13 protein-coding genes and 1 pseudogene are annotated in these 14,585 nt (G+C 63.4%); 10 read left to right on the forward strand and 4 right to left on the reverse strand.

The features are described from left to right. From ACIPHN_RS08715 to ACIPHN_RS08760, 10 genes and pseudogenes are all read left to right on the forward strand, one after another. Positions 1-358: pseudogene (locus ACIPHN_RS08715) on the forward strand (ABC transporter substrate-binding protein); the annotation flags it as partial. A gap of 12 nt (positions 359-370) precedes the next feature. Further along, positions 371-1,192, forward strand: a complete 822-nt coding sequence (locus tag ACIPHN_RS08720) for an ABC transporter permease (protein ID WP_400435266.1) — start codon at positions 371-373, stop codon at positions 1,190-1,192. Positions 1,193-1,195: 3 nt separating this feature from the next. Then, a complete protein-coding gene (locus ACIPHN_RS08725; RefSeq protein WP_400435268.1) occupies positions 1,196-2,005 on the forward strand; it encodes an ABC transporter ATP-binding protein in 810 nt (269 codons plus the stop codon). 140 nt (positions 2,006-2,145) lie between these two features. After that, entirely contained in the window at positions 2,146-2,958 is an 813-nt protein-coding gene (locus tag ACIPHN_RS08730; protein ID WP_400435270.1) for an inner membrane protein YpjD, read from the forward strand. Continuing rightward, positions 2,955-3,236: a PP0621 family protein gene (locus ACIPHN_RS08735; protein ID WP_400435272.1), complete on the forward strand. Its 282-nt coding sequence runs from the start codon at positions 2,955-2,957 to the stop codon at positions 3,234-3,236. Before ACIPHN_RS08730 ends, ACIPHN_RS08735 begins: the two co-directional genes overlap by 4 nt. 6 nt (positions 3,237-3,242) lie before the next feature. Beyond that, complete coding sequence (gene ampD, locus ACIPHN_RS08740; protein ID WP_400435274.1) at positions 3,243-3,866, forward strand: 1,6-anhydro-N-acetylmuramyl-L-alanine amidase AmpD; 624 nt, start codon at positions 3,243-3,245, stop codon at positions 3,864-3,866. Between the two features lie 392 nt (positions 3,867-4,258). Further along, positions 4,259-7,240, forward strand: coding sequence for a ribonucleoside-diphosphate reductase subunit alpha (locus ACIPHN_RS08745; RefSeq protein WP_400435276.1), 2,982 nt, complete (start codon positions 4,259-4,261; stop codon positions 7,238-7,240). A gap of 213 nt (positions 7,241-7,453) precedes the next feature. Beyond that, positions 7,454-8,626 (forward strand): ribonucleotide-diphosphate reductase subunit beta, encoded by a 1,173-nt coding sequence (locus ACIPHN_RS08750; protein ID WP_400435278.1) that lies wholly within the window; start codon positions 7,454-7,456, stop codon positions 8,624-8,626. Positions 8,627-9,126: 500 nt separating this feature from the next. Beyond that, entirely contained in the window at positions 9,127-9,876 is a 750-nt protein-coding gene (locus tag ACIPHN_RS08755) for a histone H1-like repetitive region-containing protein (protein ID WP_400435280.1), read from the forward strand. A 239-nt stretch (positions 9,877-10,115) separates the two neighbouring features. Continuing rightward, positions 10,116-10,655, forward strand: a complete 540-nt coding sequence (locus tag ACIPHN_RS08760) for a YggT family protein (protein ID WP_400435282.1) — start codon at positions 10,116-10,118, stop codon at positions 10,653-10,655. Positions 10,656-10,744: 89 nt separating this feature from the next. Here ACIPHN_RS08760 and ACIPHN_RS08765 read toward each other — a convergent pair whose 3' ends face one another. From ACIPHN_RS08765 to prmA, 4 genes are all read right to left on the reverse strand, one after another. After that, positions 10,745-11,323, reverse strand: coding sequence for a peroxiredoxin (locus tag ACIPHN_RS08765; RefSeq protein ID WP_400435284.1), 579 nt, complete (start codon positions 11,321-11,323; stop codon positions 10,745-10,747). 58 nt (positions 11,324-11,381) lie between these two features. Next, complete coding sequence (locus ACIPHN_RS08770) at positions 11,382-12,317, reverse strand: carbohydrate kinase family protein (protein WP_400435286.1); 936 nt, start codon at positions 12,315-12,317, stop codon at positions 11,382-11,384. A gap of 110 nt (positions 12,318-12,427) precedes the next feature. Next, the gene (locus ACIPHN_RS08775; RefSeq protein ID WP_400435288.1) at positions 12,428-13,627 is read right to left on the reverse strand and encodes a DUF3426 domain-containing protein; all 1,200 of its coding nucleotides are present in this window, start codon (positions 13,625-13,627) and stop codon (positions 12,428-12,430) included. Between the two features lie 3 nt (positions 13,628-13,630). Continuing rightward, positions 13,631-14,545 (reverse strand): 50S ribosomal protein L11 methyltransferase, encoded by a 915-nt coding sequence (gene prmA, locus ACIPHN_RS08780; RefSeq protein WP_400435290.1) that lies wholly within the window; start codon positions 14,543-14,545, stop codon positions 13,631-13,633. Between the last annotated feature and the right edge of the window lie 40 nt (positions 14,546-14,585).

A 14,585-nucleotide genomic window follows, 5' to 3' on the forward strand; every position in this document is an offset into this window, starting at 1 on the left:
CGGCGAGCCCTACCGCACCATGGTGATGACCGAGAAGTTCTACAACGAGAAGCGCCCGCTGGCCGAGAAGTTCATGCGCTGCTTCCTGGAGGCGACCAAGACCTTCATCGACAAGCCGGAAGTGGCCGAGAAGTACGTGCGCGAGGTGATCTTCAAGAACCAGATCACCAAGGAAGACTTCTATGATGCCATCGGCAACTCACCCTACGCCTACGACATCACCGCCGAGCACATCCAGATCACCACCGACACCATGGCCAAGTACGGCACCGGCAAGATGGCCAAGCCGCCGGTGGCCAAGGATTGGGTGAAGACCGATCTGCTGGAGCAGGCCAAGAAGAGCATGAACCTCAAGTAAGGGGACGGTCTGATGGCAAAGAACAAGCATGGCGGCTTCCTGCAGGGTTTGCTGGTGCCGCTGGTGGTGATCGCCTTGTGGGAGGGCGCTTCGCGGGCTGGCTGGATCAACCCGCAGATCCTGCCCTCGCCCTGCGCGGTACTGAAGAAATGGGCGGAATACGCCACCCCCATGAAGCCCTATGACCCCGAGGCCGGCAGCTGGCTGGCCTGGGCCTTTTCGGGTGAGCTGGTGATGGATGCCATCGGCAGCCTCTATCGGGTGGTCGCGGGCTTCCTCATCGGTGCCGGCCTGGCCCTGCCGCTGGGCCTGCTGATGGGGTCCAGCCAGCGCATCTACGGGCTGATGAACCTCACCGTCCAGGTGATCCGGCCGATCCCGCCGATCGCCTACATCCCGCTGGCCATCCTGTGGTTCGGGCTGGGCAATCCGCCGGCGCTGTTCCTGATCTCGCTGGGGGCCTTCTTCCCGGTGCTGATGAATACCATCGCCGGGGTGCGCCAGGTCGACAGCATCTACCTGCGTGCCGCGCGCAACCTGGGGGCCAGCCAGTCCACGCTGTTCCTGCGGGTGATGCTGCCGGCGTCCGTCCCATACATCCTCTCGGGGGTGCGCATCGGCATCGGCACGGCCTTCATCGTGGTGATCGTGGCCGAGATGATCGCGGTGAGCAATGGCCTGGGTTTCCGCATCATGGAGGCGCGCGAGTATTTCTGGTCCGACAAGATCATCGCCGGCATGATCACCATTGGCCTCCTGGGCCTGGCGATCGACCTGGGCATGAGCCGCCTCAATAACTATATGCTGCGCTGGCATCGCGGGCTGGAGAACTGACCCATGAATCAAGCCATTTCTTCGCCGCGCATCCGTATCGAGGGTGTGCACAAGGTCTTCAAGACCGACGACCGTGAGGTCGTGGCCTTGAAGGATATCAACCTGGACATCCCCGATGGCCAGTTCGTCTGCCTGCTGGGGCCGTCCGGTTGCGGCAAGTCGACGCTCCTGAACGCCATTGCCGGTTTTGCCCTGCCGTCGTCCGGGCAGATCGCCACCGATGGCCGGGTGGTGACCGAGCCGGGACCGGACCGGGGCATGGTGTTCCAGGAGTACGCGCTGTTTCCGTGGATGACGGTGGAGCAGAACGTCGCCTTCGGCCTGGAGATCAAGGGCATGCCCAAGGCCGAGATCGGCCAGCGCGTGACCCAGTTGCTGGACAAGCTGGGCCTGATCGACTTCCGTACCCGCTTCCCCAAGGATCTCTCCGGCGGCATGCGCCAGCGCGTGGCGATCGCCCGGGTGCTGGCGCTGGACTCACCCATCATGCTCATGGACGAGCCCTTCGGTGCCCTCGATGCCCTGACCCGTCGCAACCTGCAGGATGAGCTGCTGCGCATCTGGGACGAGTTCAGGAAGACCATCGTCTTCGTCACCCACAGCATCGAGGAAGCCATCTACCTGGCCGACCGCATCGTGGTCATGACCTACCGTCCGGGCACGGTCAAGCGCGACATGCTGGTGAACCTGCCGCGCCTGCGCGATCCGGCCGATCCCCAGTTCAATGCCTTGAAGCGCGAGCTGGGGCAACTGGTGATGGAAGAGCAGCAGCGCCACCACAATGCCGAGATGAAGGCGGCGGCGGTGGACTGAGGCCGGGCGCTTCCGGTCAAGCCAGCACGGCAGGTTTTCCCGCCGTGCTGGCTTGACGGGGGACAGTGCGGGTGTAAAATCCGCGCCCCTGCCGACCTGGCTCAACCGGGCCGGACCCCGAGATAGTGTAAACTTGGCCGATGCAAACCTATTTTTTCCTCCTGGCTGCGCTGCTCTACCTGGCCTGCGCCTTCCTGCCCTCGCAACGGCGCCTGCCGATTTCGCTGGGCATCGTGGCCGGCTGGGTGCTGCACGGCGGTGCGCTGCTGTCGGACATGTTCGCGGTCGACGCCCTGCGGGTGGGCTTTGCGGTGATGCTGTCGTCCACCCTGTGGATCTCGGTGGCCGCCTACTGGCTGGAAAACCGCAACTTCTCGCTCGACAGCATGCGCGTGCTGGTGCTGCCGGTGGCGGCGGTGGCGGTGGTGCTGCCCAGCCTCTTCCCCGGCAACATGGTGGCGCTGACCGGCAAGTCGGACTGGTTCCTGGCGCATATCGCCATCTCCATCCTGGCCTATAGCACCCTCACCATCGCCGCCTTCCACGCCGTGCTGATGGTGCTGCAGGAGTCGCGCCTGCATACCCGGCCCGGGCCGGCGGCCCAGTCCGGCTGGTTCGCGCTGGCGCTGGATCGCCTGCCGGCGCTGCTGACGATGGAAAGATTGTTGTTCCGCCTGATCGCCTTCGGCTTCACCTTGCTGACGCTGACGGTGCTGTCGGGCGTGGTTTTCTCCGAGCAGTTGTTCGGGACACCCTTCAAGTGGGACCACAAGACGGTCTTCACCATGATGTCCTGGCTGCTGTTCGGCCTGCTCCTGGCCGGCCGTCGCTGGCAGGGATGGCGGGGGCGCACCGCGCTGAGCTTCACGCTGGCCGGCTTCGCCATCCTTTTATTGGCATATGTTGGCAGCCGGTTCGTGCTTGAAGTCGTGCTGCATCGGGTACTGACATGAAATATCTGATCTGGCTGGTGGTGTTGCTGGCCGTGGTGGTGTGGTTCCAGCGCGCCAAGAAGTCCATGCTGGCCGGCAGCGATAGCGCCGACGCCAAGGCCGAGCCGGGCATGCCGCAGCCCAAGTCGTCGCGCTCGCGTCGCAGTTCCGATGGCGGTGCCGAGACCATGGTGCAGTGCGCCCACTGCGGCATCCATTTCCCCGTCTCCGAGGCGGTGGTACACGCGTCGGGCGCCCATTACTGCTCGGAAGAGCATCGCCGCCTGGCTTCCTTCTGAGCCGCCATGGACCGTCCCACCCCTGAGGCTGCAGCCTGCATCATCGATGGCGACGGCTGGTGCAGCGCCGCCCGGCGCGAGCCCTCGCCCAATTGCGACGAGCGGCCCGAGGGCGCCATCACCGATCTGCTGGTGATCCACAACATCAGCCTGCCTCCCGGTGAATTTGGCGGCTCTTATATAGCAGACCTGTTTTGCAACCGGCTCGACTACGCGGCCCACCCCTATTTCGAGCAGTTGCGGCCGCTGCGGGTGTCGGCCCACTTCCTGGTCCGCCGCGATGGCACGCTGGTGCAGTTCGTGGCCGCCCACCGCCGCGCCTGGCATGCCGGGGTGTCGGTGTTCGACGGCCGCGAGCGCTGCAATGACTTTTCCATCGGCATCGAGATGGAGGGGACCGACTTCGAACCCTTCACCGAGGCCCAGTACGAGGCCCTGCTGCAGCTGTCCCGGGCGCTGGTAACGCGCTACGGTCTGGCCGCCGTGGCCGGTCACGAACACATCGCTCCGGTGCGCAAGACCGACCCCGGTCCCTTCTTCGACTGGGATCGCTACCGCCAGGAATTGCTGCAAATTATTAACCCGGCGCAATTGCGCTTCCCCTCTGGCGTTCACAAAAGTCAAGCGTGAGCAGTAGAAAAATTCTAGAAATAGCGGTTGCATCTGCCTAGATGGGCCACTAGAATTAGTCTCAATCGATGTTTTGATACTAGATGTAGTGTTCTGGTGAACTTATTTTTGTACGCGGGTCTTCATCCACAGAGGCCCGCACTGGCAGTGCTTCAGAGGGCGCAAGACCGGCGAGGCAGTAACCAAGTACGACAACGCCCCCGGTTCCCCCTTCTTATTCCGTCGCTCTACTCATCAGTTTCAAGCAGTTTTTTGCGTCAGCATGAATGTCCGTCAAGGGATGGTCATTGTGGACGCTGCCGTCGTTCGCGGATCCCGTGCAGGTCGGGATCCTGATTTAGCAAACTGGGGCAACCGTGTCGGTTGCCTCGCTCATGTATCTAGGAGGCTAAGTGCGCTCAACCCAAGAAATTTCCGTCAAATCTCCTGCCACCTTCGGCGGTTCCGCCGCTGAGCTGGAAGGCTCCGTCGACGGCCAGGCCGTCGTTCCCCAGTCCGCCGGCCTGGGTGAATACCGCATCATCCGCCGCAATGGCGCGGTGGTCGGTTTCGAACCGTCCAAGATCTCCATCGCCGTGACCAAGGCCTTCCTGGCCGTCAACGGCGGCCAGGGTGCGGCCTCGGCGCGCGTGCGCGAGATGGTCGAGCAACTGACCACCAACGTGGTGTCGGCGCTGGTGCGTCGCCAGCCCACCGGCGGTACTTTCCATATTGAAGACATCCAGGACCAGGTCGAGCTGGCCCTGATGCGTTCGGGCGAGCATGACGTGGCCCGTGCCTACGTGCTGTACCGCGCCAAGCGCATGGAAGAGCGTGCCCAGCAAGGCGCCGCCACCAAGACTGAAGTGGCTGCCCCGCAACTGCACGTGACCGAAGACGGCCGCAGCCGTCCGCTGGACATCAATGAAGTGCGCGCCCTGATCAGCGCCGCCTGCGTGGGCCTGGACGGTCACGTCGATGGCGAAGCCATCCTGGCCGAGACCGTCAAGAACCTGTACGACGGCGTTCCCGTCGAAGAACTGTACAAGTCCGCCATCCTGGCTGCCCGCGCGCTGATGGAAAAGGACCCTGCCTACAGCCAGGTGACCTCGCGTCTGCTGATGCACACCATCCGCAAGGAAGTCTTCGGCAAGGAAGTGGCCCAGGCTGACGCCCCGGCCGAGTACCTGGAGTACTTCCCGCAGTACGTCAAGAAGGGTATCGACGCCGAGCTGCTGGACACCAAGCTGGCCCAGTTCGACCTGGCCAAGCTGGCTGCCGCCATCAAGCCCGAGCGCGACCTGCAATTCGGCTACATCGGCCTGCAGACCCTGTATGACCGCTACTTCCTGCACATCCGCGGTACCCGCATCGAAATGCCGCAGGCTTTCTACATGCGCGTGGCCATGGGCCTGGCATTGAACGAGATCGACCGCGAAACCCGCGCCATCGAGTTCTACGACCTGCTGTCGTCCTTCGACTTCATGAGCTCGACCCCGACCCTGTTCAACTCGGGCACCCAGCGTTCGCAGCTGTCGTCCTGCTACCTGACCACGGTGGCCGACGATCTGGACGGCATCTACGAAGCCATCAAGGAAAACGCCCTGCTGGCCAAGTTCGCCGGCGGCCTGGGCAATGACTGGACCCCGGTGCGCGCCCTGGGCGCCCACATCAAGGGCACCAACGGCAAGTCGCAAGGCGTGGTCCCCTTCCTGAAGGTGGTCAACGATACCGCCGTGGCGGTCAACCAGGGCGGCAAGCGCAAGGGCGCGGTCTGCGCCTACCTGGAAACCTGGCACATGGACATCGAGGAATTCCTCGAACTGCGCAAGAACACCGGCGACGATCGCCGCCGCACCCACGACATGAACACCGCGAACTGGATTCCCGACCTGTTCATGAAGCGCGTGATGGAAAAGGGCGAATGGACCCTGTTCTCGCCTTCCGACACCCCGGACCTGCACGACAAGTTCGGTCGCGCCTTCGAAGAAGCCTACACCGGCTATGAAGCCAAGGCCGCCAGCGGCGAGCTGAAGCTGTTCAAGAAGGTCCAGGCCAACGACCTGTGGCGCAAGATGCTGTCCATGCTCTTCGAGACCGGCCACCCCTGGATCACCTTCAAGGATCCTTGCAACATCCGTTCGCCCCAGCAGCACGTGGGCGTGGTCCACAGCTCCAACCTGTGCACCGAGATCACCCTGAACACCAACGAGAGCGAAATCGCGGTGTGCAACCTGGGTTCGGTCAACCTGCCGGCGCACCTGGTCAATGGCGAGCTGGATCATGCCAAGCTGCAAAAGACGGTCCGTACCGCCATGCGCATGCTGGACAACGTCATCGACATCAACTACTACGCCGTCAAGAAGGCACGTGATTCCAACCTGCGTCACCGTCCGGTGGGCATGGGCATCATGGGCTTCCAGGACTGCCTGCACATCAAGCGCGTGCCTTACGCCTCGATGGATGCGGTGGAGTTCGCCGATCGCTCCATGGAAGCCGTCTGCTACTACGCCTACCTGGCCTCGACCGAGCTGGCCCAGGAACGTGGCCGCTACGCCTCCTACCGTGGCTCGCTGTGGGATCGCGGCATCCTGCCGCAGGATTCCCTGAAGCTGCTGGCCCAGGAACGCGGTGGCTACCTGGAAACCGACAGCACCGAGACCCTGGACTGGACCGCCCTGCGTGCACGCATCGCCGAGCACGGCATGCGCAACTCCAACTGCGTGGCCATCGCCCCGACGGCGACCATCTCCAACATCATCGGCGTGTCGGCTTGCATCGAGCCGACCTACCAGAACCTGTACGTGAAGTCGAACCTGTCGGGCGAATTCACCGAAATCAACGAGTACCTGGTACGCGACCTGAAGGCCCGTGGCCTGTGGGATGAAGTGATGATCGCCGACCTGAAGTATTTCGACGGCAGCCTGGCCAAGATCGACCGCATCCCGCAAGACCTGCGCGATATCTACGCCACCGCCTTCGAAGTGGATCCGTCCTGGCTGGTGGAAGCCGCCTCGCGTCGCCAGAAGTGGATCGACCAGGCCCAGTCGCTCAACATCTACATGGCCGGTGCTTCCGGCAAGCGCCTGGACGAGACCTACAAGCTGGCATGGCTGCGCGGTCTGAAGACCACCTACTACCTGCGCACCATCGGCGCTACCCACACCGAGAAGTCCACTTCCCGTGCCGGTGCGTTGAACGCCGTGGCCGTGGATGGCGGTGCCGGTGGCATGTCTGCCGCGACCGCGGTGCCGGCTGCGCCGATCGCCTCGGCCGCCAGCACCTCGGCTGCCTACGTGATGCCCAACCCGGGTGCTTCCATCGACGCCGATGGCCCGGTCTGCACCATGCGTCCGGGCGATCCGGGCTTCGAAGAGTGCGAGGCCTGCCAGTAACAAGCCAGGCCAGACCCGGGAGCGGATCTCGCCAGTCGATGAGGATGATCAAGATCCTCACCGGCCGCAGCAGATAGACTCTCCGGGTCCACCCACCATAGCCGGCGCATCGCGGTGAACTCCACCGGATGCGCCGTTGTCACCTGATAGAGACCCGGCCGCCACGGTCAATGAGCACCGCGCGGCCACCGACCAAGCAAAGAGGAACCACTGATGCTTTCCTGGGATGATGAAACCAAGCCGGCCCAAGCGCCGCGCACCCCGAACATGCAGCCGCAGCTGCAAGCCGCCTTCGGCAATCCGCAACATGCCGACGCCGCGCTGAACCCGGCGCTGATGACTGGCAACGCCGGCGCAGTCGATACCACCCGCCGCGTCAACGCCGCCGACAAGCGCATCATCAACGGCCACACCGACGTCAACCAGTTGGTCCCCTTCAAGTACAAGTGGGCCTGGGACAAGTACCTGGCCGGCTGCGCCAACCACTGGATGCCGCAAGAGATCAACATGCAGCGCGACATCGAGCTGTGGAAGAACCCCAACGGCCTGACCGACGACGAGCGCCGTCTGGTCAAGCGCAACCTGGGCTTCTTCGTCACCGCCGACTCGCTGGCCGCCAACAACATCGTGCTGGGCACCTATCGCCACATCACCGCACCCGAGTGCCGCCAGTACCTGCTGCGCCAGGCTTTTGAAGAAGCCATCCACACCCACGCCTACCAGTACATCGTGGAGTCGCTGGGCCTGGACGAAGCCGAGATCTTCAACGCCTATCACGAGGTCGCTTCGATCCGTGACAAGGACGAGTTCCTGATCCCCTTCATCGATACGCTGACCGATCCCGAGTTCAAGACCGGCACGATGGAAAACGACCAGAAGCTGCTGCGCTCGCTGATCGTCTTCGCCTGCATCATGGAAGGCCTGTTCTTCTACGTCGGCTTCACGCAGATCCTCGCGCTGGGTCGCCAGAACAAGATGATGGGCGCGGCCGAGCAGTACCAGTACATCCTGCGTGACGAATCGATGCACTGCAACTTCGGCATCGACCTGATCAACACCGTGAAGATGGAGAATCCGCACCTGTGGACTCCGGAGTTCCGCGACGAGATCAAATCGTTGTTTTTACGCGCGGTGGAGTTGGAATATCGTTACGCAGAGGATACAATGCCGCGAGGTGTGCTAGGGTTGAACGCACCGATGTTCAAGGGCTACCTGCGATTCATCGCAAACCGCCGCGCACAGCAAATCGGATTGGACCCGCTGTTCGCACAAGAAGAAAATCCGTTCCCCTGGATGAGCGAGATGATCGACTTGAAGAAGGAGCGCAACTTCTTCGAGACTCGAGTGATCGAATACCAGACCGGGGGCGCGTTGAGTTGGGAATGACGTGCAGTCTCGAAGTACTCTTCAGCGAGACATGATGCACAACGGCAGTCGGGTAGCTTGCAAGATACCCGGCTGCTGAAACGGAAAGGCAAACGCCAAATTAATGAACAACCAGAGACCGAACCATTCTTCTCTGTTATCGCCGCTTAACCCCATGTTGTCGGGTCAGGCGGCTTTTCCTTTGAAAAACCAGGTTTTTCAGGAACGCGATTCCGACGCTAGCGTTTGAACACGCTGGCGTTTTTTTTGGTGTCGCGCCTGCTCCCGTAGTCGACTTCATCCTGCGCCATTGCGCGGGCACTACCGGAGGGGCGTCGCCAAGATAGCTGAAGCGCTGCATAGGTGAGGGGATGCAGCAGTTCAGCTGGTGCCGAATTCATTAGCGCAAGCGACAGGCTGCTTGTGCCGATGAATAGCTCGCACGCGTCATCGCGATGTCGCTTGCGGGTTGCTTATATCAAGCTTGATTTTTTCCATTCACGTGAAGAAGGAGAAACAAAATGGCAACAGCAGCAAAGAAGCCCGCGGCCAAGAAGCCGGCGGCAAAGAAGGCAGCAGCCGCTAAGGAAACCACCAAGAAGGTCGTCGCGGCAGCCGCCAAGAAGACCGTAGCCAAGGCCGCCGCCAAGCCGGCAGCCGCCAAGAAGGCTGCAGCGCCGAAGAAGGCCGCTGCTCCGAAGAAGGCTGTGGCAACCAAGGTCGCCGCCAAGCCGGCAGCCGCCAAGAAGGCAGCAGCACCGAAGAAGGCAGTCGCCGCCAAGAAGCCGGTCGCCGCCAAGAAGGCAGCAGCACCGAAGAAGGCAGTCGCTGCCAAGAAGCCGGTCGCCGCCAAGAAGGTTGCAGCACCGAAGGCCGCAGCCGCCAAGAAGGTCGCCGCTCCGAAGGCAGCCGCCAAGAAGGTTGCAGCTCCGAAGGCAGCAGCAAAGAAGGCAGCCGCACCGAAGGCAGCAGCAGCAAAGAAGGTTGCAGCTCCGAAGGCAGCCGCCAAGAAGGTCGCCGCTCCCAAGGCAGCAGCACCGAAGGCCGCAGCAGCCAAGAAGGTTGCAGCTCCGAAGGCAGCCGCCAAGAAGGTCGCCGCTCCTAAGGCAGCTGCTCCGAAGGCAGCAGCACCGAAGGCCGCAGCACCGAAGAAGGCAGCTGCTCCCAAGAAGGCAGCCGCTCCCAAGGCAGCTGCTGCAGCACCGGCCGCCAAGACCGTGCTGAACCCGGCAGCCGCATGGCCGTTCCCGACCGGCACCAGCCGTCCGTAAGATCGGCTCGCGCCTGGTCTGACCTGGTCAGACAAAATGCCGCTGTATGGCTCCGCGCCATGCAGCGGTTTTTTTATGGCCGATCAATTTGCCCTCGCGACTCTGGCAAAACGGCGAGATGGCACAATATGGTGACGGTGGCGTATCTGCATATGCGTGGATAGGCCCGCCTGCCGCCACTTGGCGATTGCGCCAATGCACTCTAGTATGTGCGCTGCCTCTCATTGATGGAGATCCCTGTGCTGCATAGTATTTTCATGTTGATCGTCAACGCCGTGGCCAGCATCCTGGCTGGCGTCATGCTGCTGCGTTTCTGGATGCAGGTGGTGCGCGTGCGCCCGCCGCAATCGGTGGGGCAGTTCGTCTATCAGCTCTCGGACTGGCTGGTGCGCCCGCTGCGCCGGGTCATGCCGGGCGGGGCCTATGACTGGGCCAGCCTACTGGGCGCCTTCATCATCGTGCTGCTGGCGGTCATCGCGGCGGTGGGATTACAGTCGGGGTTCGACTTCAAGATTATCCTGGTGCTCTCGCTGGAGCGCCTGCTGGAATGGATCTGCTATGGTTTCATGGCCACGCTGATCATCGAAGCCATCTTCAGCTGGGTCAATCCCTATGCGCCGCTGGCGCCGTTCGTGCGCGCCCTCAATGATCCCCTGCTGCGCCCCTTGCGCCGCGTCATCCCGCCGCTCGGTGGCGTGGACCTGTCGCCGCTGGTCTTGCTGATTCTCCTGCAGATCCTGCAACGGGTGATCGGCAGCCTCCTGTATGCCTTGCTCTGATCCGGCGCGCTGGCGTCGGCGGAGATAAAAAAAGAGCCGGACATCGTCCGGCTCTTTTCATTGGTGCGGCCGCGCGGCTGCGGGCGGCGTCAGTGCTTCTGCTTGGCCACCCATTGCTCCAGCGCCTGCATGGTGTTCTCCACGTGCTTTTCCGGATTCATGTCGGTGTACTCGTAGAGGATGACATGGTCCGGCGTGATCACATAGGACGTGCGGCTGGCATAGCTGGTGACTTTCAGGAACTGGGCGTCATAGGCCTTGATGATCTTCTTGTCGCCGTCGGCTGCCACGGCGAACTTGCTGCGGCATTCGCTCACCGAGAACTTGTTGAGGGTCTCGATGTTGTCGCTGGACACCCCGATGACGGTGGCGCCCAGGGCCTTGTAGCGATCCACGGCCTCGGCGAAGAGGTGGGCTTCGATGGTGCAGCCGGTGGTGAAGGCGGCCGGATAGAAGTAGAGCACCACCGGTCCCTTCTTGAGCGCATCGGCCAGCGAGAAGGTCGAGACCCGGCCACCCAGCGAGGCCGGGGCCGAGAAGTCCGGTGCCGGGTCGCCGGGTTTGAGCGCCGCCAGGGCGCTGCTGCCGTGGGAGAGCGTGGCCAGCAGCGCGCATGCGCTCGCCAGGCGACGCCAGGACGGTAGGGGCAATGCGGTCAGGTTCAGCATGAGCAATCTCCTGGTGGTGTCTTGCCCCCGGCGCCTCGCGCATCAGGGGCAATGTGGATCAGCCGAAGCGATAGCCGAAGGCCTTGTGGAAGCGCTCTTCGATTTCCGCCTTGGACGGCGCATGGTTCTGCGGACCTTGCGAAGCGATCTTGATCGAACCCATCAGGCTGGCCAGGCGACCGGTGGTCTCCCAGTCGTAGCCTTCGGTGAGACCGAACAGCATGCCGGCGCGGAAGGCATCGCCACAACCGGTCGGGTCGGCGATCTGGTCGGCCTGCACACAGGGGATATCGAACTTCTTGTCGCCCACGAAGATCTCGGCGCCCAGCTCGCCGCGCGTGACCACCAGGGCCTCCACGCGGGCGGCGATCTGCGCCAGCGACAGGCCGGTACGGGCAGTCAGCAATTCGGCTTCGTAGTCATTGACGGCGACATAGGTGGCCAGGTCGATGAAGTTCTTGAGGTCATTGCCATCAAACATCGGCATGCCCTGGCCCGGATCGAAGATCAGGGGGATCTTCAGCTCGGCGGCCTGCTGGGCGTGCTGCAGCATGCCGTCGCGGCCGTCCGGGGCGACGATGGCGAACTTGACCGGGCCGGCGTCGGCCACCTTGTTCTCATGCGACCAGGTCATCGCGCCCGGGTGGAAGGCGGTGATCTGGTTGCTGTCGGCATCGGTGGTGATGAAGCACTGCGCGGTGAAGGAGGCGTCGATCTGGCGCACGCAGCGGGTGCTGATGCCCAGGTCGGCGAAGCGCTCCAGGTAGGGCGCGCTATCCAGGCCGACGGTAGCCATGATGACCGGCTCGCCACCCAGCAGCTTGAGGTTGTAGGCGATGTTGCCGGCGCAGCCACCGAACTCGCGGCGCATGGTCGGCACCAGGAAGGACACGTTGACCTTGTGCAATTGCTCGGCCAGCAGCGCTTCGGCGAAGCGGCCTTCGTATTGCATGATGTTGTCGTAGGCGAGGGAACCGCAGATCAGGGAGCTCATGGATGGACCATCAGGAAGGAGTGTCAGATGCCGCATTGTAGAAGAAAAGCGGCCTGATGGCAGGATTTACGCGTTCCCCGGCCGCGCGTATGGCCGGGGTGATGGGGCGTTCAGGGGTAGAAGAGATAGATGCGATAGCCCGAGACCAGCGCATCCTTCAGTTCGAAGTTGAGCTTGATCTGCTGTTCGCTGTCGGCGCCGATGCCGGTATCGGCCAGCTTCGGGTCGCTCAGGTAGTCGCGCGGACGGAAGACGCGTCGCACCACCGCCTTTTCGTCGTCATTGTTGAGTGTGAGCTCGATGTGCGGCCAGGCCTGCGGGCTGGCACCGCGATTGCGCATGACCACCGTCAGCGCGTAGACATTCTGGTTGGGCGGCACCACCTGCAGCTCGTTGGCCTCCAGCGAGAGGCGCTCGATCTCGGCCGGCAGGCCAACCGTGCAATGCAGGGCCACGCACATGCCGTTGAGCATCGGACGTACCTGCGGCACCGCCACCGCCAGCGGATTGCGCCAGTAGTAGAGCGATTGCAGCAACAGCACCGGCACCATCACGCCAGCCAGGATCATCATCACCATCTTCATGATGTGGCTGATGCGGGCCCGACGCTCGGCACGCCTGACGAAGGCGGGTTCGTCGGCATCGCTGTCGGTCTTGTCGTCGCTCTCGCTGCCGTCCTCGCCATCGCCATCGGCCTCGGCCTGCTCATGGGCGACACCATCCTCGGGATGCGCTGGTTCTTCGGTGGCGTGCAGGGGCTCCAGGCTGAAACCGTCATCCAGATCGGCGGCGTGCTCGTTGCTGTCAACGGGATCGGCCTCGACTGGCGTGGCCGGCGGTGCATCAGGCGAGGGTACGGCCGGGGCGGGGGCGGGCTTGAGCGGTGCGCCCAGGTCCGGGATGTATCCGGGACTGGCGGGTGAACGGAAGACCTTGGGTTCGGCGATGACGGGGATGGCGGCCCGAACAGGCGCCGGTATGGCGGGTTCCTGTTCCTGCTGCGGGCGCGCAGGCGTTACGCTGTCAGCCGGTCTGGGGGCCGGTGCGGGAGAGGTCGCGGGAGTGATTGGCGCTGCCGCACGGGTGACCGGTACGGCCACGTCGACCAGGGCGGGCTCGCTGGCTTGCGCATGGCTGCCTGGCACTGGCTGGTAGTGGCCATCGGCGACACTGGGCTCGACCAGGAATTCATTGCCATTGAAGACTTGCCTGCAGCTGCCGCAACGCACCAGTCCACCGCGCAGCTTGAGCTGGTCGCTGGCAACCCTGAAGATGGTCAGGCAGTGCGGACACTGGGTCGCCAACGCCATGGATTACTCCGGCAGGCGGCCTGCCAGCGCCACCCAGCCTTCATGCTCGGCCCAGACCGTCAGCGCGATATAGGGCGCGTAGGCGGCGATCACTTCCTGGGCCTGGCGGCTCAGCACGCCCGAGAGTACCAGCGCACCGCCGGCGCGGACGCGTCCGGCCAGCATGGGCGCCATCAACTGCAGGGGGCCGGCCAGGATGTTGGCCACCACCACGTCGAAACGCTCACCTTCCGGATGCGCCTGGGCAAAGGGCTCGGGCAGGTAGTAGGTGGCCGTGCACTGGTTGCGGGCGGTATTGTAGTTGGCCGCTTCCAGGGCTTGCGGATCGATATCCACGCCGATCACTTGCGGCACGCCGAGCTTGGCCGCGACCAGGGCCAGGATGCCCGAACCGCAACCGTAGTCCAGCAGGGTCTGGGCACTGGCGGCGTTGGACTCCAGCCATTCCATGCACAGCCGGGTAGTCGGGTGGCTACCGGTACCGAAGGCCAGACCGGGGTCCAGTTCCAGCAGCAGCGCATCTGGATCGGCCGGGGCATCGTGCCAGCTCGGCACCACCCAGATACGGCGACCGATATGGATGGGCTCGAACTGGGATTGCGTCAGGCGCACCCAGTCCTGCTCTTCCACGTCGCGGGTCGCAAAGGGCAGGGCATAGTCCAGGCCGATGGCCTTGGTCGCATCGGTCACGATGGTGGCATGGTCGGCATCCTTGTCGGCCAGCGCCACTACGCGACTGCGATCCCAGGCCGCTTCCTCGGGCTCCATGCCGGGCTCGCCGAAGAGCGGACGCTCGGCGTCCGTCCCTTCGTCCGCATCTTCCACCGACACCGACAGGGCGCCAGACTCCATCAGGGCGTCGGACAATGCCTCCGCCTCTTTTCGCGCCACTTCGATGACGATTTCTACCCAAGCCATTTGCCCGCCTTTGCTATTGCTGTTGCTATTACGATTACCG

It is taken from the genome of Herbaspirillum sp. NPDC087042 (assembly GCF_044745245.1).
Taxonomy (GTDB): domain Bacteria; phylum Pseudomonadota; class Gammaproteobacteria; order Burkholderiales; family Burkholderiaceae_D; genus Herbaspirillum.

Excerpts from the sequence above, each read along its gene's own strand:
- ACIPHN_RS08720 (WP_400435266.1), top strand. The coding sequence starts at position 371 with ATGGCAAAGAACAAGCATGGCGGCTTCCTGCAGGGTTTGCTGGTGCCG.
- ACIPHN_RS08725 (WP_400435268.1), top strand. The coding sequence starts at position 1,196 with ATGAATCAAGCCATTTCTTCGCCGCGCATCCGTATCGAGGGTGTGCAC.
- ACIPHN_RS08730 (WP_400435270.1), top strand. The coding sequence starts at position 2,146 with ATGCAAACCTATTTTTTCCTCCTGGCTGCGCTGCTCTACCTGGCCTGC.
- ACIPHN_RS08735 (WP_400435272.1), top strand. The coding sequence starts at position 2,955 with ATGAAATATCTGATCTGGCTGGTGGTGTTGCTGGCCGTGGTGGTGTGG.
- ampD (WP_400435274.1), top strand. The coding sequence starts at position 3,243 with ATGGACCGTCCCACCCCTGAGGCTGCAGCCTGCATCATCGATGGCGAC.
- ACIPHN_RS08750 (WP_400435278.1), top strand. The coding sequence starts at position 7,454 with ATGCTTTCCTGGGATGATGAAACCAAGCCGGCCCAAGCGCCGCGCACC.
- ACIPHN_RS08755 (WP_400435280.1), top strand. The coding sequence starts at position 9,127 with ATGGCAACAGCAGCAAAGAAGCCCGCGGCCAAGAAGCCGGCGGCAAAG.
- ACIPHN_RS08765 (WP_400435284.1), bottom strand. The coding sequence starts at position 11,323 with ATGCTGAACCTGACCGCATTGCCCCTACCGTCCTGGCGTCGCCTGGCG.
- ACIPHN_RS08770 (WP_400435286.1), bottom strand. The coding sequence starts at position 12,317 with ATGAGCTCCCTGATCTGCGGTTCCCTCGCCTACGACAACATCATGCAA.
- ACIPHN_RS08775 (WP_400435288.1), bottom strand. The coding sequence starts at position 13,627 with ATGGCGTTGGCGACCCAGTGTCCGCACTGCCTGACCATCTTCAGGGTT.
- prmA (WP_400435290.1), bottom strand. The coding sequence starts at position 14,545 with ATGGCTTGGGTAGAAATCGTCATCGAAGTGGCGCGAAAAGAGGCGGAG.